At 59.6% G+C, this 20842-nt stretch carries 21 protein-coding genes; 14 read left to right on the top strand and 7 right to left on the bottom strand.

All coding sequences use genetic code 11. From position 1 onward, the window contains the following. The first annotated feature begins 85 nt into the window (after positions 1-85). The 8 genes from DNK10_RS22215 (at position 86) to DNK10_RS22180 (ending at position 5666) form a co-directional block, all read left to right on the top strand. A complete protein-coding gene (locus DNK10_RS22215) occupies positions 86-709 on the top strand; it encodes a hypothetical protein (RefSeq protein ID WP_131193058.1) in 624 nt (207 codons plus the stop codon). Positions 710-1174: 465 nt separating this feature from the next. Further along, entirely contained in the window at positions 1175-1639 is a 465-nt protein-coding gene (locus DNK10_RS22210; protein ID WP_131193057.1) for a BRO-N domain-containing protein, read from the top strand. Between the two features lie 170 nt (positions 1640-1809). Beyond that, complete coding sequence (locus DNK10_RS22205; RefSeq protein ID WP_131193056.1) at positions 1810-2334, top strand: REP-associated tyrosine transposase; 525 nt, start codon at positions 1810-1812, stop codon at positions 2332-2334. Between the two features lie 163 nt (positions 2335-2497). Then, complete coding sequence (locus tag DNK10_RS22200; protein ID WP_131193055.1) at positions 2498-2875, top strand: DUF3597 domain-containing protein; 378 nt, start codon at positions 2498-2500, stop codon at positions 2873-2875. A 226-nt stretch (positions 2876-3101) separates the two neighbouring features. Continuing rightward, complete coding sequence (locus DNK10_RS22195; RefSeq protein WP_165496025.1) at positions 3102-3599, top strand: REP-associated tyrosine transposase; 498 nt, start codon at positions 3102-3104, stop codon at positions 3597-3599. A gap of 201 nt (positions 3600-3800) precedes the next feature. After that, the gene (locus DNK10_RS22190) at positions 3801-4493 is read left to right on the top strand and encodes a GNAT family N-acetyltransferase (RefSeq protein WP_131193054.1); all 693 of its coding nucleotides are present in this window, start codon (positions 3801-3803) and stop codon (positions 4491-4493) included. A 32-nt stretch (positions 4494-4525) separates the two neighbouring features. Further along, positions 4526-5002, top strand: a complete 477-nt coding sequence (locus DNK10_RS22185; protein WP_131193053.1) for a hypothetical protein — start codon at positions 4526-4528, stop codon at positions 5000-5002. 175 nt (positions 5003-5177) lie between these two features. Continuing rightward, positions 5178-5666 carry a hypothetical protein gene (locus DNK10_RS22180; RefSeq protein WP_131193052.1) on the top strand — a complete coding sequence of 163 codons (489 nt, stop codon included), beginning with the start codon at positions 5178-5180 and terminating at the stop codon, positions 5664-5666. 176 nt (positions 5667-5842) lie between these two features. Here the strand turns inward: DNK10_RS22180 and DNK10_RS22175 are convergent, their stop codons facing one another. After that, positions 5843-6592, bottom strand: a complete 750-nt coding sequence (locus tag DNK10_RS22175; RefSeq protein WP_131193051.1) for a class I SAM-dependent DNA methyltransferase — start codon at positions 6590-6592, stop codon at positions 5843-5845. 178 nt (positions 6593-6770) lie between these two features. After that, positions 6771-7436, bottom strand: coding sequence for a DUF2076 domain-containing protein (locus DNK10_RS22170; protein WP_131193050.1), 666 nt, complete (start codon positions 7434-7436; stop codon positions 6771-6773). A 237-nt stretch (positions 7437-7673) separates the two neighbouring features. Here DNK10_RS22170 and DNK10_RS22165 point away from each other — a divergent pair, with 237 nt between their 5' ends. Both DNK10_RS22165 and DNK10_RS22160 read left to right on the top strand, forming a co-directional pair. After that, positions 7674-8021, top strand: a complete 348-nt coding sequence (locus tag DNK10_RS22165) for a cupin domain-containing protein (RefSeq protein ID WP_131179210.1) — start codon at positions 7674-7676, stop codon at positions 8019-8021. Positions 8022-8499: 478 nt separating this feature from the next. Further along, positions 8500-10146, top strand: a complete 1647-nt coding sequence (locus DNK10_RS22160; RefSeq protein WP_131193049.1) for a methyl-accepting chemotaxis protein — start codon at positions 8500-8502, stop codon at positions 10144-10146. 395 nt (positions 10147-10541) lie between these two features. On the opposite strand, the gene DNK10_RS22155 is transcribed toward DNK10_RS22160, so the two are convergent. Beyond that, entirely contained in the window at positions 10542-10958 is a 417-nt protein-coding gene (locus DNK10_RS22155; RefSeq protein WP_131179212.1) for a transcriptional regulator, read from the bottom strand. 120 nt (positions 10959-11078) lie between these two features. On the opposite strand from DNK10_RS22155, the gene DNK10_RS22150 reads away from it, so the two are divergent. Then, positions 11079-11363, top strand: coding sequence for a BRO-N domain-containing protein (locus DNK10_RS22150; RefSeq protein WP_131193048.1), 285 nt, complete (start codon positions 11079-11081; stop codon positions 11361-11363). A 51-nt stretch (positions 11364-11414) separates the two neighbouring features. Here the strand turns inward: DNK10_RS22150 and DNK10_RS22145 are convergent, their stop codons facing one another. Beyond that, a complete protein-coding gene (locus DNK10_RS22145; RefSeq protein ID WP_131179214.1) occupies positions 11415-12059 on the bottom strand; it encodes a YecA/YgfB family protein in 645 nt (214 codons plus the stop codon). A 256-nt stretch (positions 12060-12315) separates the two neighbouring features. Between DNK10_RS22145 and DNK10_RS22140 the strand changes: the two genes are divergently transcribed. After that, a complete protein-coding gene (locus DNK10_RS22140; RefSeq protein WP_131193047.1) occupies positions 12316-14319 on the top strand; it encodes a peptidase U32 family protein in 2004 nt (667 codons plus the stop codon). A 161-nt stretch (positions 14320-14480) separates the two neighbouring features. On the opposite strand, the gene DNK10_RS22135 is transcribed toward DNK10_RS22140, so the two are convergent. Both DNK10_RS22135 and DNK10_RS22125 read right to left on the bottom strand, forming a co-directional pair. Beyond that, on the bottom strand, positions 14481-16430 hold the full coding sequence (locus DNK10_RS22135) for a rhomboid family intramembrane serine protease (RefSeq protein ID WP_131193046.1): 1950 nt from the start codon (positions 16428-16430) through the stop codon (positions 14481-14483). Positions 16431-16980: 550 nt separating this feature from the next. Next, positions 16981-17880: a DMT family transporter gene (locus tag DNK10_RS22125; RefSeq protein ID WP_131193044.1), complete on the bottom strand. Its 900-nt coding sequence runs from the start codon at positions 17878-17880 to the stop codon at positions 16981-16983. Between the two features lie 130 nt (positions 17881-18010). Between DNK10_RS22125 and DNK10_RS22120 the strand changes: the two genes are divergently transcribed. Further along, complete coding sequence (locus DNK10_RS22120) at positions 18011-18448, top strand: Lrp/AsnC family transcriptional regulator (protein ID WP_131179218.1); 438 nt, start codon at positions 18011-18013, stop codon at positions 18446-18448. 56 nt (positions 18449-18504) lie between these two features. Here DNK10_RS22120 and DNK10_RS22115 read toward each other — a convergent pair whose 3' ends face one another. After that, the gene (locus tag DNK10_RS22115; RefSeq protein WP_131193043.1) at positions 18505-19818 is read right to left on the bottom strand and encodes a methyl-accepting chemotaxis protein; all 1314 of its coding nucleotides are present in this window, start codon (positions 19816-19818) and stop codon (positions 18505-18507) included. A gap of 695 nt (positions 19819-20513) precedes the next feature. On the opposite strand from DNK10_RS22115, the gene DNK10_RS22110 reads away from it, so the two are divergent. Next, a complete protein-coding gene (locus DNK10_RS22110) occupies positions 20514-20837 on the top strand; it encodes a hypothetical protein (RefSeq protein ID WP_208738855.1) in 324 nt (107 codons plus the stop codon). The last annotated feature ends 5 nt before the right edge of the window (positions 20838-20842 follow it).

Genomic DNA, 20842 nt, shown 5'->3' with positions numbered 1-20842 from the left:
GCGCTTTTACCTAAAATGGATTTTGGGGCAGCGACTAAAGAAGCCCTGCACCTTGCGGGGCTTTTTATTTTTAAAGAGAAAATTCATGCATAAAGCACTTCTACTAATCACTCTATCGATATTAGCCGCCTGCTCCAGCGACCCTAAAAATCTCTATCAAGAAAAAGTAATTAATAGCGACACTCCCATAGCAGAGCGCCCTGCCGATGCTTTACTAGAGCAAGCAATACCACTCCCCACCGACCCCACTTGGCCTCTACCTAGCTGGGAGATAACTGCAGCAGAGCCACGAATTAAAATCAAAGGGAGCGTGTCTAATTATCGAATATTTTCCGTAGAGCTAGCAGCAAACTTTTCCCATCGTATCAAAGTAAACTCATGGTGCGTAAATGCATGCTTAGGCTTTAAAAAATACGCACTTACTCCCTATCTGATTTTAATAGACAAAAAAGGCCAAGTATTAACTGAAGGTTTTGGAGAGATCACTGGCGCAGTCGGATCGATTAACCAATCGTTGACAGGATATGTATCAGAAAATGAAACCTATTATCTAATCGTAGCAGCGGACAATCGTGCACCAGGAGAAACTGTCTTAGTCGATAGCGTCGCAGTGATTGGCTCAACTACAAAACTTATCACTCCCTTGAGAATCAGCATGGGTAGTTATCCCTTTGGGAAAATAGCTCCTTATTTAAGCACTTCAGAATGAGGCCAAACGCCCCGGTTGCAAGTAGCCCGGGCACCCCGTGGTGGATGAAAAGAGCGTCATCCACCCTACGCGAGACGGGAATCGTGGCGTAGTGTGGACAACGCGAAGCTTGTCCACCGTTCAGCAAGTAGCTCGGACAATCACCGCCATTAGCAAGTAGCCCGGACACCCCGCAATGGTGGATGAAAAGAGCGTCATCCACCCTACGCGAGGCGGGAATCGTGGCGTAGGGTGGACAACGCGAAGCTTGTCCACCGTTCAGGACGACCAAATCCAGCGGGAAGCCCGGACGAACTCGGCAATGGTGGATAAAAAATCCATCCCCTACGCGGCGCCCGCACGAGCCGTTGTCCTTGACCGGTTCCGTCCACATCCCTACCCTACTCAACGGCGCCTAAGAAACGCTTCACGCAGCGGCAATACTGCTCCCGACAGCAGCGGTGTATCCCATTGAGGTCGATGGATATGCCTACCCACATCCCAAGCTCCAACACCCTGCCGGACACCACCGGCGAAATCCTGATTCCCCAGACCTTCACCCGCCACCGCCGCCAACTGCGCGTCGTTCTGCTCGAGCCACAATGCTGGTTCAGCGCCCGCGACCTGGGCCGGCTGATCGGCCAGCCGCATTTGGAAGAGCGCGCCACCCGCACCCTCGATGCCGACCAGTTGCTCGATGCCGTGCTGCTCAACACCCACGGCCAACCGGAGACGACCCGGCTGATCAGCGAGTCCGGCGTGTACGCCGCACTGATCCACTACTACCACCCGGAAAACCGCTGCATCCGCCGCTGGCTCAGCACCGACGTGGTACCGATGCTGCGCGAGGGCGAACAGGCGAACACTCACCGCCCACGACGCGAAAACCGACGGGGATTATCACTGCTGCACTGGCAAGGCGATGTGTGGATGCCCTACCGGCCGGCCTGACAATGGCCATCCAGCAAATAGCCCCGACAACCACCGCAACGGTGGATGGAAAAAGCGTCAGCTACGCGCCCCGATCCACCCTACGGAAGCCCGAAGTAAGGTTGTAGGGTGGACAACGCGAAGCTTGTCCACCATGGTGAAAGCACCCGTATGCTCAAGGATGAGCCGCCATGCCCGATTACCGTCGCGCCCGTGTTCCCGGCGCCACTTACTTCTTTACCGTCAATCTGCGTGACCGCACCAGCGATCTGCTGATCCGCGAAATCGACCTGCTGCGCGAGACGGTACGCGCCACACGGTCGCGACATCCCTTCCATATCGATGCCTGGGTGGTGCTGCCCGAGCATATGCATTGCCTGTGGACGCTACCGCCAGGAGACGCCAACTTCGCCTTGCGTTGGAAGGTAATCAAATTCGCCTTCGCCAAACGCCTGCCGATCACCGAAACACGCACGCTCAACCAGCAGCGGCGGGGCGAGCGCGGCATCTGGCAACGGCGTTACTGGGAACACCTGATTCGTGATGAACAGGATTACCAGCGCCACTTCGATTACATCCACTTCAATCCGATAAAACATGGGCATGTCGAACGACTGGCGGATTGGCCCTATTCGAGCGTCCATCGGGCGGTGGCGATGGGCGTTTATCCCGAAGACTGGTGTGTCGAAGCGGATGATGGTGATTACGGGGAGTGAGGCGGAGCGAACATGTGTGACAGAGAACGATAGGCGTAGTGGTCAGGCCTGATTGGTGGATGAAAAGAGCGTCATCCACCCTACTTGTTCGCCAATCAATGCGTCATGCACCCGCTGAGCTATGCTGCCTAGGCAATATTCATACAAATGAAGAGGGAATCTCATGAGTCTGTTCGGTAAAATTCTCGACACCCTGGGCTTCGGTTCCAAGGCGCAGGCTGCGCCCGCTGAAGCTTCTGCGCCTGCTGCAGCGCCCTCTGCCACGTCTCAGGCCATCCCGGTGGTGGACGTGGTCTCCAAGTTGGAGGGGCTGGCTGCCAAACACCCGGAGAAACTCAACTGGAAGGTTTCCATCGTCGACCTGCTCAAACTACTGGGGCTGGATAGTAGCCTGACCGCCCGCAAGGAACTGGCCAACGAATTGGGCTGCCCTGCAGAAAAACTCGGTGACTCGGCACAGATGAACACCTGGCTGCACAAGACCGTGCTTCAGAAGCTGGCCGACAACGGTGGCAACGTACCGGCCGACCTGCTCGACTGATCCCGTCTGACAAGGCCGTTGCCCACGGCAACGGCCCTTCACCCTCCTGCGTCCCGACTTGCCTTGCAGGCATGTATGGCCGGACTGAGCACCTCGATCTCACGAACGTCAAACTCGGCTTGCAAATAGCCCAGACGACCACCGCCTACACGAAGCGGCAATCCTGGATGTAGGGTGGACAACGCGAAGCTTGTCCACCATGGCTCAGACACACATATGCTCAAGGATGAGCCGCCATGCCCGATTACCGTCGCGCCCTCGTTCCCGGCTCTTTACCGTCAATCTGCACGACCGCACCAGCGATCTGCTGATCCGAGAAATAGAGCTGCTGCGCGAGACGGTGCGGGCCACACGGGCTCGACATCCCTTCCATATCGACGCCTGGGTGGTGCTGCCCGAGCATATGCATTGCCTGTGGACGCTACCGCAAGGCGACGCCAACGTTGCCTTGCGTTGGAAGGTAATCAAATTCGCCTTCGCCAAGCGCTTGCCGATCACCGAAGCCCGGATCCTCGACCAGCAACGACGGCGCGAGCGTGGCATCTGGCAACGGCATTACTGGGAACACCTGATCCGCGACGAGCGAAATTACCAGCGCCACTTCGATTACATCCATTTCAACCCATTGAAACATGGACATGTCGAACGGTGGGCAGACTGGCCGTATTCGAGTTTTCACCGGGCGGTGACAATGGGACGTTACACCAGAGCCAGAGCAGGCTGATGGTGATTACGGCGAGTGATGTGGATTGAAATCACAAGCAGATCGGCCGTCATCGAAACGTGTCAGAACGGAAGATTGACATTAACTTCACAACCCGCTTGGTGGATGAAAAGAGCGTCATCCACCCTACCCAAGCGCAAGCGTTACAATAGCGCCACCGCCGATCCCCCCAATCGCGTCCGCCTCGGAGCCAGCCTTTCGATGTTCACCCTCATCCACCTGAACGCTTCGCCGCCCGAATCCCTGAAAGCCCAGGTGCTGCAGATGGTGGTGGACTACTTCAGCGATATCAGCCCGGTGTCGCTGACGCCCAGCAACCCGCTCTATCAGCTGTACCAGTATGTGATCGGCTACGAGGTGCACCTGTACCTGCAGGCCATGAACGGTGCCGCGGATAGTCCTGCGCAATTGATCCTGGCGCTGGATGATGAGGATCCTTCCCAGGTGCTGGGTTTTGCTCTGTACTTGCCGAGCCAGGATGACGCCGAGGCCTGCACCCTGGCCTATATGGCCGTGCAGGCCAGCCATCGCAGGCGCGGTGTTGCGCGGGCCATGCTGCAGCAGATCATCGAGCGCCACCCGCATGTCGAACTGGCCTGCGCGGCGGGCAAGGTGCCGACCTTCGAGGCCCTGGGCTTTCGGGTTCTGGCGGCGCAGGGGCCGCAAGTATTGATGAATACTCGCGCCTATCGCTCGGACGGGATGGTGGCGGTGCAGGATCTCACGCCGATCTACCAGTCCACCGAAGTTCGACAGATCCACACCTACCTGTTGAAGCAGCACGGCAAGAAGGCCATGAGCGAGGCCGAGAAAAAGCGCGACCGCCTGCTCGATCAGATGGCCTATCAGGCTCAACAGCTGGTCAGCGAACGCCTCACGCCGACCATCCATTGAGCATGCCCGCGTTCTATGTAGGCATGATTAGCATGGAGCCTGAATATTCACCGCCCAAAGGGTGGATGAAAAAAGCGTCAGCTACACGCCCCGATCCCCCTCCGCACTTATGGCTGTTCCGCCAGCGATTTGCGTGGCATGTCACGCAGCATGGCAAGCAGATGCAATACCCTGATCCGGCCCCTCTGAAACAGACAGCGATGAACGACAGCAGTAACCTGATCCTTTTCCTCGCGACCCAGTTCCTGCTACCAATCGGCCTGGGTTACGCCTATTGCCGGAGCAAGGGCATTGCTACCCAGTCCTGGCGAGCCGGCGGCATATACCTCATTGCCCTCTCGGTCGCGATGCTGTTTTTTACCGGGCTGGTCGGTCTGCCAACCCATGTGAAAAACGTCGGCTTCGTGAGCAACCGCTCCATGGGTTTGACCTGCGGTGCCATCGGCATCGTCGGAGGTATCGTGATGGGCTTTCTCGCCCGGCGTTTCGAGGGCAGGCCAGATGACTAGACCTGGCGGCGTCCTGCCCTGAATCCGGACTTGATCGTGCTCTGCGAAGGTCTTCAGCAGAAACAGGAACAAGGTACGGTTTTCCATCTCACCAACACCGATAATGCTGCGCGGCGCCTCAACCTATTCAGCCCCCAATTAGCGCATCGGGAATTCCGGCACCAGGAAACCGCCTATGGATATCCGCTTTCTGACCTTCCCTGAGTTTCACAGCGTCTATTTCTACCGCTCCATTACCCTGACCATTCTCGCGGCAATCGGTGGTTTGATACTGATCAAAGGGCCTGACACTCCCCTCCCCGATCTGCTTCTGGCCGGCGCCTTTCTGTTCATCATGGTGTGGCGCTTCGCCGTGGAATGGCGGCGTTTGAAGAAATCCGGGCCGGCCTCCATCCACAACGACGAGCTGTTCATTTCCAGTGCAGCGGGGCACCGGCAAATCCCCCTTGCGAAGATTGGTTCGGTAAGGTCAAAGCACAGCATCTTCATGGTGCGGCGCTACCGCTCATGGGTCGAGCATCTGGCGTTCGTGGAGTTCACGCTGAACACCGGTGAACGCCTGTACACGTTGGTTGAAAGTGCAGTCTTCGAGTTTCCAGCGGGCAAGAAAACCCTGGCCACGATCCAGGCAGCCGTTCTGGCCGCCAAGATCAAAAGCACCTGATCTGATTGTTCTCATGCAGCAGCGAGTTAACATGCCGATTTCGCCGCGCAGGAGGTCATCAAGTTCGCCTTTGCCAATCGCCTGGACAAGGCCGAATCCCGTTGATGCGTGGTGAGGATGGCCAAACGGTGGAAGAAAAAGGCGTCTTCCACCCTACCCTAGGCCCGGAACGCGTATCAGAGCGGTTTCTTTACGCAGGCAAAGATGGCATTCCCGGAAGCACCGTCCCAGGGAATGATCTTTTCGTAATCGTGTTCGAACATATGAACGTCGAAGTGCAGCTGTAAAAGCACCTGTAACTCAGCGAAACTCACGGCGACCATGGGATGTTCGTCGTGCCATACCTGCACATCGGCGGCTGTGGTCTTTTCAATACTGAGTTTCAACGACTGCTTTTCGCCTTCACCGCCATAGTTCCAGCCAGAACTGAAGGTGAACAGACTTTCATCATCCTTGACGGTGTGCGCCGCAAACAGGTTGTTGTCGATTTTGTTCTTATCGACAACGTTGAAGCAGAAGAGCCCGTCGGTTTCGAGTGCAGCATGCACACTGGCGATACAGGCTTTGAGCCGCTCGATCCCGCCACTGTAGTGAATGGAGTAGAGAAAACAGGTAATCAGATCCGCGGGCTCGCTCACTGTGACATTACACATATCCTGCAAGGAGAAGTGCGCTTGCGGACAGCGAATGGCCGCTTTATCCAACATGGGTTGGTTAATATCGAGCCCACTGCTTGTGTAGCCGGCCTCAATGAAGTGGCGAACATGTGGCCCGGTTCCACAGGCCAGATCAAGATGCCTGGAGCCCCCGTTACCGAAAATCTGCTGCAGCCTGTGAATACAATGGCTTTGTGCCTGATAGTCGATATCGGCACACATCAGATCGTAGTAATCAGACAGGTCGGTATAAAGCGCATTAACGGGCATAGTGACCTGGTGATGTTCGATCGATTTTTGGGGTGGCGCATCATATCCGAACCCAGGTCACAGGAATATCAGTCCCGACTCGCTTGCCCACACCCTGTAGCGATGCCAATTTCACACTGCGTTGGGCGGTCACTTTCTCCAAACGTCGCGCCTGACCGGTTACCAGCGCCATAGCGAATTAGCTGAACGTGCCGTCGTCGTCGAAAAAGACCGAGCTGTCGAAAGCATCGGTATCGATATCGTCGGTGCCGGCATAGGGAGCATCGTCGAGACCGCTGGCAAAGCTGTCGGTCTGCGCTGGCATGTCTTCTCGGATGACCTCGACAATTTCCTGGGGCTGATCGTGGTGGAACAGGTTGGTCAGCAGATCCGCCACCATCACCCCACCTGCCACACCGGCGGCAGTCTGCAACGCACCGCGCATGAAACCGCCGCCCTGGGCAGCCGACGCGGTGCTCTGCGCATTGGCCGTAGACGCAACACCTGCCGCTGCACCTTGGGAGAATCGGGTTTCACCCCAGCCCGCCGGGCGCTGCGCGAGCCGTGGTGCGGCATTGGGCTGGGCGCCACCGAACAGGCCGGCGAGAAAGCCACCGCCGCTCGGGCGTTGCCGTCGCTGCTCGACTGCCTGAGCCTCCAGTTCACGCACGCGCTGATCCAGGCGCTTGATCGCCGCTTCCTGAATCAGAATCGCCTGGGCCATGTAGTACGGCGCAGCGGGCTGACGGGCCAGGTGCCCCTTGATCTGCGCTTCGGCCTTGGTATCGCGTAGGCCGCCCTCGTGCTCGGCCTCCTGCAAACGGGAGAACAGGCCATCGATCAGGGTTTGCTCTTCGGAATTCATGGGCGCCTCGATTGAGCATGAAAGGTGAGACATCCTTGTTCGGCTTGCTGATGCGGCGCTACATCGCCGCTGAATCGAGGTGTTGGACTGAGAGGGAAAAATACAAGTTCCTGACTGACCGTCAGTAAAGGCAAACCGCCGATAGCGCGGATGGGCACTCGCATGTCGAGCCCAGACAATTGGCCGGTACCACGCCGCTCTATGGTGAACGACCTTTACCGCAACAGAGAGACGACCATGACCAACCAGCCAATCACCGTGCTGCGCGACACCCAACCGATACCCGTCGTCGATGCCTGCAAGTGGGAACGCATCGAGGGCGAGCCGCATACCGTCAACCTCAACGCCTACACCTCCGATGACGGCAGCAAGATCATGGGCACCTGGATCTGCACGCCCGGCAAATGGCGCGTGGATTACGTGAAGTGGGAGTACTGCCACTTTCAAGAGGGCTACTGCATCATCACCCCGGACGGCATGGCGCCGATCCACCTGAAAGCCGGCGATATCTTCGTGGTCGAGCCCGGTATGAAAGGCACCTGGGAAGTGGTGGAAACGGTGCGCAAGTATTTTGTGTTTGCCTGAGGATACGCCCACACCTTGAGACGCCGGGGCAGCGAGCCGTACCAGCGTCGATCGCTTCCCGGTGGGATGGCACAGGCCAGGTGCGGCAAGATCATTCGCACCCGGGCCGAGAAAACGGCAGCACTTTCGCCCTGACTGCCATCCCCCAGCCACATATGCCCTCTTCCTGCATCACTCTTGTCACGACCGTCCTAGCTCGCCCTGCGCTTGCCGGCATTGCATCGGCAAACGGCGAACCCCGTCGATTGATGGAAGCAGCCACGCGTTGTCTGGTCGAAGCCGAGCTGCAACGGGCTGAAAAATATCGTTTCGCCAGCATGCCTTGGGTCAATTACTCTGCGAATTATTAAACCTATAGTTTAATAAAGAAAATGATCATGATTTCATGATCAATGACAGCTGCAGCCAGCGAATACCTCAATTTTCCCCTGGCCTGCCGATAACCCTTTCATGCCCGCCGACCCGAGAGAGACCCGGTATGTCGCAAACTCGCCAGCTATCCATTCGTATGACGCTTTACCTGAGCTACGCCGTTCTGGTCGTTCTTCTATTGCTGGTAGCCGGCGCCTCCCTTTACCAGTTGGCAGCCGCGAAAGACAGTTTCTCGCGCTATATCAACGGCATTGACCATCGCGCCAAGCTCGCCGGCCAGTTGGCTAACGCCGCCAAGGATCGCGCTATTGCCCTGCGCAACCTGGTGTTGATCGTGGATCATGGCGAACGCGCCGGCCAGCGATCCGCCATCGAGGCGGCGAACGACCAGGTCACCCGGCAACTCGACGCCCTGGCCCTGGAGATTGCCCAGGACAAGGATGTTTCCAGCACGGCACGCGAACTGTTCAACAACATCCAGGTCATCGAGCGGCGCTACGAGCCCATCGCCAAGAACATCGCCGACCTGGTATTCGCCGGGCAGGACGCGACGGCCATCGAGATGATCGCCCGGCAGTGCACACCCCTACTGCGGGAACTGACGGTAGCGATCGACGAATACCTGGACTACACCGCGAAACTGGCCGCCGAACGACTCGAGCAGAACGACGCCAGCTACCGCCAGCAACGCACCCTGCTGCTGGGCATTGCCCTGTTCTCGACCCTGCTCGCCATTGTGCTTGGCCACCTCATCACCCGCAGACTGCTGCGCGCGCTGGGAGCTGAGCCGGGAGACCTCGACCGCCTCGCCCAGCAGGTAGCCGAGGGCGACCTGCGCCAGCATGACGGTGCGCAAAGCAGCCAGGGAGTTCTCGGTTCGCTGCGACAGATGCAGCGTAACCTGCGCGACATGGCGCAGCGCATCGACGCCTCCTCGCAATCGGTGGCCGCCGCCAGCCAGGAAATGGCCGAATCGAGCCAGCTCAACACGGCCGGTGTCGCCAAGGCCCAGCAGGAAATCGAGCAGATCGTCACCGCCATTCATGAAATGTCGGCCACCGTCCAGGACGTGGCGCGCAACGCTGAAGCGGCAGCGCAGGCAGCCGGCGAAGCGGACACGGCCGCCATCCTCGGCCAGGACAAGACCCGTCATGCGGTCGATCTGATCGGCGAGCTGGCGGGCGTCATCGACAGCTCCGCCGAGGCCATGGCCCGACTGAAGCAGGAAAGCGGCAATATCGGCAGCGTGCTCGACGTGATCAAGGCGGTCGCCGACCAGACCAACCTGCTGGCCCTCAACGCGGCCATCGAAGCCGCGCGCGCCGGCGAGGCCGGCCGCGGCTTCGCTGTGGTGGCCGACGAGGTACGCGGCCTGGCCCAGCGCACCCAGGGCGCCACCGCGGAAATCGAAAGCCTGATTGGCAACCTGCAGCGCATCGCCGACGAGACCGCGCAGTACATGCAGCACTGCCAGAACTCCAGCCAGCAGTCGGTCGCAGGTGTGTCGGAAGCCGGCGAAGCGGTGGTGCGGATCGTCGGCATGATCGAACAAATCAACGGCATGAACCAGCAGATCGCCGCCGCGGCGGAAGAGCAGAGCACGGTTGCCGAGCAGATCGGCCAGAGCATCGTCGCCGTGCGCGACAGCAGTGCCCAGTCCGCCGAGGCCTTCGCCGCTACCCAGCGGGAAAGCGAGAGCCTGGCCAGAACCAGCGAGGCGCTACGGGAAAACATCGCCCGCTTCCAGCTCTGAGAACCCCTTGCAAGGTGTCCGGTACAGATGGCAGCTACGTGGCGGTAGCGGCCGCTCAAAAACTGTATTGGATGTGCCAGCCAAATGTCGGATTACGCTTCGCTAGGCTACGCGCCCCGATCCAACCTACGGGATAATGGCACGAATGTAGCCTGGATTAGCCGCAGGCGTAATCCGGGGCCGAAGGCCTGATCCGTCGTTCAACGCGGATCATCGACTGGCCGCTTTCGCCTTCTAGCCGCAGGATGGGACGGGCCGCGCAGGTACAACCCATCGGCAATTGATGGGTTGTACCCATCCTGCGGCCCAGGGGGTGGCGGGCGCCTTCCCGCTTTTACTTGCAGCTTGCGGCTTGTAGCTAATGGCCGGCCCCATCACGCTGGCTCCGGGATGGCTCAATCGGAGCCCGGTCTCTTGTTACCCGCCTCTGCGGCGAGGGCGAATGCCATGATCACGTCGCGGACGACCTTGCGCTGCTGCGGTGGCAGAACCAGAAAGGCCTCGATGGCCTCACGCTCCGGATAGAACTTCGGATCCTCCCAGCGGCCGCGCTGCTCGCGCGCAGCCAGGGCAGCACGCTCGCCAAAGCGCAAGGCCTGGGGCTCTACCCGCAGCCATGCGGCCAGCACCTGGAGCTTGTCCTGGGAAGGAATCGCCTCACCACGCAACCAACGAGAAACCGCCTGGAAGGTCACGGAGCGCCCCCAATAACGCGAATTGAACTCACGCTCCAATACAGCCGGGCGATCTGGATAGCCTGCAGCGAGCATGGCGTTACGCAAACGTTGGGAGAATTCGATTTTTTCAGTCATGGAGGCGGACGTTAAATTCCGCGTCCATGCTTAACTGAACATTCAGTTGTATATCTAGTGGAATTAATGATTTCATCACTAACAGCTGAACAGGAAAACAACTCGCCAAGGAAGCGAACGATGCGATCACACCACCTGATGTTCGAAGGTCATGACATTGCCATACGCTACACAAACGATGACCAGCCGTGGCTCGACGCGCTGACGCTGTGCAACTTGCTGGGCTACCCCGATTGGCAAAGTGCATTACTGGAACACTGCCATCCTGCCGGGATCCTGTTTGGCGACGACGAAATACCACAGCCGTTCATCAGCCTGGACAACCTGCAAAGACTCACTACCCACGCCGTCAGCCCCCAGACCAGACGTCTGCATCACTGGCTACGTCAGTTGCAGCGCCCATGAAGACCGTAAACACCTGTGCGTGGTGCGTGCCAGATAAAAAACCACGTCCTATCACTGCATGCAGCACTGCTTGTACTTCTTGCCGCTGCCGCAGGTGCAGGGATCGTTACGGCCGACCTTGAGCTCGTCCCGACGTACCGGCAGCACTGGTTGAAGATTTTGCTGCCAGTACTGATAGATCGCCACGGCAGCAGGTTCGAGGGTCGCGACGGAAGCGTCGTACTCATCGTCAGACATTGCGTTGAGCCGTTCCGAGCCACTTTCGGCGCCATGCAAGGTAATGGTCGCCAACGCTGCCGCGATCGGCTCAGGCAGCTCATCATCCCCCCAACCAGCGACTGCGACGCCACGCAGGTAACCCGCGCACCATTCCGACACGATGAGCTTTTCCCCCTGGCCATTATTGTCGGCCAGGAAAATCGCTTCGTAATCATCGGGTTCTTCGTCGAGCATGAACGCCGCTTCGCTCATCAGCTCGACGGCCAGTTTCATGAAGCGCTCGCCTTCCTTGTCGCTCGCCCATTTCGGATTCTGTTCGGCCCAGATAACCGGATACCAGAGGCCGGGATCGATCTGCCGCGGGCCCGAAACGATGGCGGCAAAATAGCCATCCAGCTCGCTGGCGGAAAGAATGGAATTATCGTTGCCGTGCTTGAGCAGCAGCTCGTCGAGCTTTGCAAGCCCCTTGTTGTCCATCAGACACCCTACCCCTTCAGAAAGGTCGCTACTTTCCCACAGTTGGCCATCGTCAAAAAGCTTTGTCAGACGCCTGTACCTCTGTGCCCTGCCACGATGGTTTCGATGAAACGCTCACGTAGCCGGATCGTTATTGGCCCCCGCCAGGCAGGACGGGTAATCGCCCCGTAGCGACCAGCCGGCAGCTCAGGATGCCCTCGGCCCCGCGGGCCGGTACAATGCGCCCCTACCGTGCTCAGCCCTATAAAGAAAAACCATGTCCTTGCCCAAGAACCACCTGGAACTGCTCAGCCCTGCCCGTGATGTCAGCATCGCCCGCGAGGCCATCCTGCATGGCGCCGACGCCATCTACATCGGCGGCCCGAGCTTCGGCGCGCGGCACAATGCGTGCAACGAAGTCAGTGATATCGCCGGGCTCGTGGAGTTCGCCCACCGCTATCACGCGCGGGTGTTCACCACCATCAACACCATCCTGCATGACGATGAGCTGGAGCCGGCACGCAAGCTGATTCATCAGCTCTACGACGCGGGCGTGGATGCGCTGATCGTGCAGGATCTGGGCGTGCTGGATCTGGACATCCCGCCAATCGAACTGCATGCCAGTACCCAGACGGACATCCGTACCCTGGGCCGGGCCAAGTTCCTCGACCAGGCCGGTTTCTCGCAGCTGGTACTGGCTCGCGAGCTGAACCTGCAGGAAATCCGCGCCATCGCCGATGAAACCGATGCTGCCATCGAGTTCTTCATCCACGGCGCACTGTGCGTGGCCTTCTCCGGCCAGTGCAACATCTCCCACGCCCAGAACGGTCGCAGCGCCAACCGTGGCGACTGCTCCCAGGCCTGCCGCCTGCCCTACACCCTGAAAGACGATCAGGGCCGCGTCGTCGCCTTCGAGAAGCATCTGCTGTCGATGAAGGACAACAACCAGAGCGCCAACCTGCGCGCCCTGGTCGAGGCCGGCGTGCGCTCGTTCAAGATCGAGGGGCGCTACAAGGACATGGGCTACGTGAAGAACATCACCGCCTACTATCGCCAGCGCCTCGACGACATTCTCGAAGACCGTCCGGATCTGGCTCGCGCCTCCAGCGGCCGCACCGCACATTTCTTCCTGCCCGATCCGGACAAGACCTTCCACCGCGGTAGCACCGACTATTTCGTCACCGACCGCAAGGTCGATATCGGCGCCTTCGATTCGCCGACCTTTACCGGTTTGGCCGTCGGCCATATCGAGAAGGTCGGCAAACGCGACCTGATCGCCGTCACGCACGAGCCGCTGTCCAACGGCGACGGCCTCAACGTGCTGATCAAGCGTGAAGTGGTGGGGTTCCGCGCCAATATCGCCGAGTCCAGAGGCGAGTTCGAGGAAGACGGTGCCAAGCGCTGGCGCTACCGCGTCGAACCCAACGAGATGCCCGAAGCGCTGCATCGCGTGCGCCCCAACCATCCGCTCTCGCGCAACCTGGATCACAACTGGCAACAGGCACTGCTGAAAACTTCAGCCGAGCGGCGCATCGGCATCCAGTGGAAAGCCGCGCTACGTGAACGACAGCTGACCCTGACCGCCACCAGCGAGGAAGGTCTGAGCGCCTCGGTAAGCCTGGACGGCCCGTTCGGTACCGCGAACAAGCCGGAACAGGCCCTCGATGGGCTACGCGATCTGCTCACCCAACTGGGCACCACCATCTACCACGCCCAGAGCGTCGAACTGGATGCGCCCCAGGCGTTCTTCGTGCCGAACTCGCAGCTCAAGAGCCTGCGCCGCGAGGCCATCGAAGCACTGACCGAAGCGCGCATCGCCGCGCATCCGCGTGGTGGTCGCAAGGCCGAAAGCACACCGCCGCCGGTGTACCCGGAGTCGCACCTGTCGTTCCTCGCCAACGTGTACAACCACAAGGCTCGCGAGTTCTACCATCGCCACGGCGTGCAACTGATCGACGCGGCCTACGAGGCCCACGAGGAACTGGGTGAAGTACCGGTGATGATCACCAAGCACTGCCTGCGCTTCTCCTTCAACCTGTGCCCGAAACAGGCCAAGGGCGTCACCGGCGTACGCACCAAGGTCGCTCCAATGCAGCTGGTGCACGGCGACGAAGTACTGACCCTGAAATTCGACTGCAAACCCTGCGAAATGCACGTGGTGGGCAAGATGAAGGGCCATATCCTCGACCTGCCGCTTCCCGGCAGCGCCGCGGCCCAGGTGGTCGGTCATATCACCCCGGAAGACCTGCTCAAGACCGCACGCCAGCGCGCGCCGCACTGAGTTCATACAGCCCCGGCGCATGAATTGCGCCCGGGTGTCAGCCGCCATGCGCCACGAATCGCTGGCGGCGACAACTCAGGTCTGAACGAAATTGTCCTTGCGGCTCAGCCAGTCGAGCAGTTCCGCGCAATCCTTGAGCGCATCCAGAGGGATGTAACCGGCTACCACTCCCAACCAGGCCTTTCCTGCGGCGATGGCTGACGCTCGAACTGACGCTTCCACTGCGGCTGCTCTTCCAGTTGCGCCTGATAGGCGTCACCGGCTCCGGCCGCGGGCAAGGCCGTGTCGATATTCAGCAACTGCGTCGCCTGTCGACCGCTGACATAAAACCGTCCGCCATCGAGGGCCTGCAGGTACAGCTGGTTTTCCTCGTGATGAGCCAGCGGATACAGCCGCAACAGTTGCCCGGTATGACCCGAACTGGCCAGTACGAAGTTGGACTCCAGGTGCAGGATCAGCGGCTGTCGGCCATCACGATCGATAAAGGTGGTATTGACGTAACGCGCTGGCGAAGGTCGCTCCATGCGGTAGAACACCTGCTCGCGGCGCGCATCGAGCTCGGGATAGAACACCCCGTCCTCATACAGCAGCCAGAGGCGCCCCTGGCCGTCGTGGCCCATCTGTCTGGCTCCTTCATCGCCCACCGATGTCAGCTCCTGGCTGGCCAGATCCATGCGCAACGGCTGGCCGCCAGCCGGCAGCAGGTAGAGTGCATCGCCCTGGCTGGAGAACTGCAGGGTCTCGCCTGTCGGCCAGCGATGCCAGTAATCGCCCTCGCCTGGCAGTTGCACCTTAGCCAGCAGCTTGCCGTTTTCGGCGTCGAGGATCACCAAGCTGCTGTCGGCGCGATCCAGGCTATACAGCCGCCCATCGCGCAGCAGCAGGCGGCTCGGAAACTTGCCGGTCACGGTCGTCCAGTCGATGTTACCGCTGGCCAGATCGATACGACTCAGCGCACCCTTGACCAGGCTGCTGACGTAGCCCTTGCCATTGGCCTCGTCGAGCTGCAGATCGGAGACACCGACACCGAAGCACTGCTGCACGGGGCACCCCCACAGGTCGTTGCCGGCGTAAGGGTGATCGATCAGGGTGCGCACCGGCGCATTGCGCGCCAGGTCGTATTCGATGATCTGCGCCTGGTCGTAGTTCTTCAGCAGGAACACCCGTTGCGGATCGGAGGTCGGCACCATGCGCCCGACGAAGGGAACGGGAATGACCAGGCCCTTGGCCTGCTCGGTCGTAGCCGGCGGCAACGGCTCCTGGCGCTCCTGCGCGATACGCTGATGCAGATCGCTCACCCGTTGTGTTTCCTCGACCTCCCACAGCGCCAGCTGGCGTAATCCCTCGCTGTCCGGATGGCTGGCGACCCGGTTGAACAACTGCAGACCACTGAGCCCGAGCACCAGCAATGCGCCCAGGCCCAATGCGACGCGTGGCGGCCAGGAACTGATGAAATACGCCGCGGCAATCGGTGCGACCGCCAACAGGCCGAACAGGAAACCACCGATATGCGCGGCGTTGTCGGTGCCGCCATCCAGCAAGCCATAGATCAGCACCAGGATCGGCATCAGCAGAGCGCTGCGCAGCAGCTTGTCGGGCTGCGTAGTCTCCCCGCCCTCGTTCATCGCCCTGAGCTTGAGGCCCAGCGCCACGCCGAGCTCGGCGCCCGCCAGGCTCATGATCGCACCGGAGGCGCCGACGCTGACGTAGATGATCTGCGTTACCTGGCCGAAGAACGAGACCTGCTCGCGGTCGAAGTTGAGGGTGGCGGACGCGAAGCTGGCGAACAGCCCGCCGAGCAGGTACAGCGCCAGCCATTGCCAGCGTGCCAGCAGGCTTTCCAGGGTGGCGCCGATCAGCAGCAGGGCCAGCATGTTCTGCCCCAGGTGCAGCAAGGAACCATGCAGGAACATGCTGGTGAACAGACGCGCATAATCGCCGGTGGCCGATAACGAGGCGACGTTGGCGCCGAGCAGCATCAGCTCGGTTTCGTCATAGGGGCCAAAATGACCGACCGTGTGGGCCATCCACCAATAGGCGCCGATATTGGCGATGATCAGACACAGGGTCAGCCAGGGCAGGCGCAAACGATGTTGGCCGGTGAGATCCATCTGCTGTGCACTCCTTCTTTCAAGACGTCAGGCATACGCTGCCCAGCCGCGTTGTACGCTATGAAGCGTGCCACTTTCCCGCAAATCGCCGTAAAGGTCACCCCTAGGGTCTGTTGACGTTTCAGCACGACCGCGCCGGAGCCCGTTTTGCCGCGAGGCAAGGCACGAGCCGCGAAGTTTAGCTGGCTAAATGAGCCGGCGAGAAACGCAGCATCGCGACAAAACGGGCCCGGCCCTTCGGGTTGCGCGGGAAATCTCGCCATGCGTCGTTGGAGGACTTGAAAAGGGAATGCCATTCCCGGCGTCCTCCGCCTAGCCTGGCGTGATTTCTCGCGGCAACGCGGCTTGCGCTGAAGCGTCAACAGACCCTAGAGATAACAGGCTGTGAACCGCCGCGCCGTATTCTTGAGGCAGGCATGGCCTGGGAACGGGCATGCAACGCCTGCCAGTCCTGATGATGTAGCCAGGAAGGGGTGGATGGCGCTTTTCCCATCCATCCTTGCGGCCTAAGGTGGATCGATGAAGCGTGATCCACCCTGCATTTGAGCGCTTAGCGGCTGACGCCATGCCAGATCTTGAGGCGCAGACTCCATCCCTGCTGCATGCCCGCGGCGGCCAGCAGGATCGCCGCGACGCCCAGCCACTGCAGCATGTTCAACTGGTGGTCGAACGCGATCCAGTCAACGGCAATCGCTGCGATCGGGTAGATGAACGACAATGCGCCAGTCAACGCCGTGGGCAGTTTCTGAATGGCGCCGTACAGCAGTACGTACATACCGCCCGTATGGACGACGCCCAGGGTGATCAGAATCGACCAGACATCCTCACCCTGCGGGAGGCTGGAGAGATCGGCGAGCGGTGCGAGCATCACCACGCCGACACTGACCTGGATCAGTGCGATCAAGTGAGGGGGTACCTCCTTGAGCTTCTTGATTATCAAGGCGGCAATGGCGTAAAGAAACGCGGCAGCCAGGGCCATCCCTATCCCGAGCAGATAATCTTCGCCGCTCTGCTCCTGACTGCCGTGCGCACTGACGATGGCCAGCATGCCCATGAAGGATACCGACAACCAGGCCAGCTTCTGCACCGTGAGTTTCTCGCCGAGAAACAGGGCCGCCAGACCGACCAGCATGAAGGGCTGAACGTTGTACACCGCGGTGCCGATGGCGATGGAAGCGCGCGAGTAGGAGGCGAACAGCAACAGCCAGTTGCCGACGATGGCGACGCCGCTGGCCATCGCCAGCAGCACGGTGATTCGGGTCAAAAGGCTTGGGCGCAAGAAGCCCATCAATGCGCAGACCAGCAACAAGGTCACGGCACCGAAAACGCAGCGCCAGAACACCACATCGATAACCGGCAAGCCCGACAGCATGACAAACCAGCCAATGGTGCCGGAAATGAGCATGGCAGCGACCATTTCCAGCGAGCCTCGATTTACGTTCTTGTCCATCAGGTAGCTCCTTTGCGTTGCGCAAAGTATTGCAAGCGGCCCTGCCGCGTTCCATGGTTAAAGAAAGGCAAATAATCACCTTAACCTTTACTATCAAGGCAAATGACGAAATCCACCTTCGGTGCCTTTTATGACTGACGAAATCGACCAGCAACTGATCATTGCACTGACAGAAGACTCTCGACGTTCGCTCAAAGCGCTGGCACAGATCAGCGGTTTGTCCTCACCGAGTGTTGCGGAGCGGCTGCGCAAACTCGAAGAACGAGGCGTGCTGAAAGGCTATGGCGTGGATGTCGATCCACGTGCCTTCGGCTACCAGTTGCAGGCGATCGTACGGATTCGCCCACTGCCTGGTCAGCTGCATGAAGTGGAACGGCAAATCGAGGCGACCCCGCAATTCACCGAGTGCGACAAGGTCACCGGGGAGGATTGTTTTATCGCCAGGCTTCACGTGCGCTCGATGGAGCAACTGGACGAGATACTCGACCGCATCAACATCTATGCCGTGAGCAACACCGCCATCATCAAGAAGACCACGGTAAAACGGCGCTTGCCGCCGATGGCATGACACGAACCTACGGGAACAGGCTACCGCCCTCTACCGTAGGTTCGCAGGATGGCGGACTACGTCAACTGACTACTGAAGCGCTCCACCGCTGCCACCACCTGCTTGGCACCCTGGCGGATTTCGACGATCACGTCGCCTGCCTGCTTGGCCAGTTCGAGGCCTGCTTCGGCCTGGGTACGGCTGCTGGCCATATCACGTACGGTAGCGTCCACCAGTTTCTGATTCTCCTGAACCACACCGACGATTTCTTCAGTGGCGCTACTGGTGCGGCTGGCCAGTTGGCGGACTTCATCGGCTACCACGGCGAAGCCGCGGCCCTGCTCCCCCGCACGCGCCGCTTCGATGGCCGCATTGAGCGCCAGCAGGTTGGTCTGCTGGGCGATGCTGCCGATGGTCTGCACCATGGTGCTGATCAGGATCGACTGCTTGCCCAGTGCCTCGATGCCCTGAGATGCCGAAGTCATCTCTTCGGAAATACGCTGCATGGTCTGCACGGTATCGGTCACCACCTGGGCGCCGCGCTGGGCACTGGTATCGGTCTGCTGGGAAATCCCATAGGCAATGCCTGCGGCATCGTTGACCTCCTCCTCGCGGTTGACCTGATCGGTGATCACCGTGGCGAATTTCACCACCTTGTAGAGTTTCTCCTGGGTGTCGTGTACCGGGTTATAGGTCGCTTCCAACCAGACGACCCGACCATGGCTGTCGACGCGCTTGAAACGGCCGGCGACGAACTCGCCACGGTTGAGCCGCTCCCAGAACTGCGTGTACTGGGCGGAGTGGGTCTCCTGAGGCTCACAGAACATGCTGTGGTGCTTGCCCTTGATGCGCTCCATGCCATAGCCCATGGCATGGAGGAACTGATCGTTGGCCGTCAGCACGTTGCCACTGAGGTCGAACTCGATCACCGCCGTGGAGCGCAACAGCGCGTTGATGAAATCCTCGTTCTCCCGGGCCCGATCCATGGATGCGGTAATTTCGCAGCCGAAACACTGGATCCGTTGCACCACGCCGCTCTCGTCCACCACCGGTTGCCAGCAGGCCTGAATCCACACCAGCGCGCCATCGGCTCGCAAAAAGCGGTAGCGGTCACGTACCGAACTACCGGTTCTAACCCCCTCGCGCAGGTTCTTGAAACACGGCAACGTCTTTACATAAGCGGGCACGATATCGCTCATCGGCCGATTGCTCAGCTGTTCCGGGCTGTAGCCCACGAAACGGGTGAAATTGGCGTTGAAATCGATGATTCGGTAGTCGGGATCGACCGTCAGCATGATCATCTCGGTCTCGATGCCATGGTAAAGCTGCCGAAAGAATGACAGTTCGGCATCCCTGGCCTGCAATTCTTTTTTCAAGCGACTACCGAACATGCTCTTTCTCCAAAGCAATCTTATTGAAGACCATCGGCCATCCAGCCGTTTTATTGAGTGAATGGCGCGACTACATGCCAATCTGCCATCAAGCATAGAAGGCAAGTACGCAGTCATGACAATTTTCAGGAATTAAAAAGGCGCAGCCCTTGTGAGCGAGCGACCGGCGTGGCAGCACACTTAGAATCTGTTCACGATCTTTGTGTACTTGGCAAATAGGAAGCGTATCCCTATAGATCTACGGCAATAAGGCGTTAGCGGCCGTAGGGTGGATCGGGGCGCGTAGCTAACGCTCTTTTTGCCCACCAGCCCGTAGGATGGGTCGGGCCGCGCAGGTGAAACCCATCGGCAATTGATGGGTTTCACCCATCCTACGACCGGTTGAATCCGCCCCTTTTGGCTGCCATTGCACGTGGAGTCTCGTCGAAAAATCGTGAACAGGCTCTTGGAGCAACCTTCGATAAAAGTGCGGCAGCAAAACAGCGTCGCAAGAACCCTCTTCTATAGCGGCAAGAAACCAGTCGACTCCTTGAAGCACCGCTCGGGGCACAGCGAGATCAGGCTTACCTCACAAACCTGGCCGCGAGCTCTGGCCTCGGGCCTGCGTGCCCCCTAAGATAGCGCGCCCCGCTGACCAGGCCGTCAGACGCCTGTACAGATTTCTCCCCCAGCTATCCGTTCTTCAAGGAAGAAGCATGAAAAAACTGCTTTGTCTCTGCACCGTATTCCTATCACTCACCCTGACCGGTTGTGTGTCCTTCATACCTGCCGGCCCTATCGGTGACCCGGCCCAGAAAGCGCAGTCCACCCAGCCTCGCGCAGCGATGGTCGAAGACGTGGTGATCACCGACAGCAAGGTCAACGATGCACGGCGCAAGACACTCAGCGCCCAGTTCACCGAGCAACTGGCCCGCCGTGTGGAACGCGGCGAGTACTTCGAGGAAGTGATCAGTTTTCCCGCCACACCCTTGTCCAGCTTACCCGCAGCAGCCTGGAAGAGGCGCAACGCCAGAAGCTGATCTGA

The organism is Phytopseudomonas daroniae (assembly GCF_004327275.1).
GTDB classification, from domain to species: Bacteria; Pseudomonadota; Gammaproteobacteria; order Pseudomonadales; family Pseudomonadaceae; genus Aquipseudomonas; species Aquipseudomonas daroniae.
Note: the sequence above shows the minus strand (reverse complement) of the source record. Positions and strands in the feature narration are given on the sequence as shown.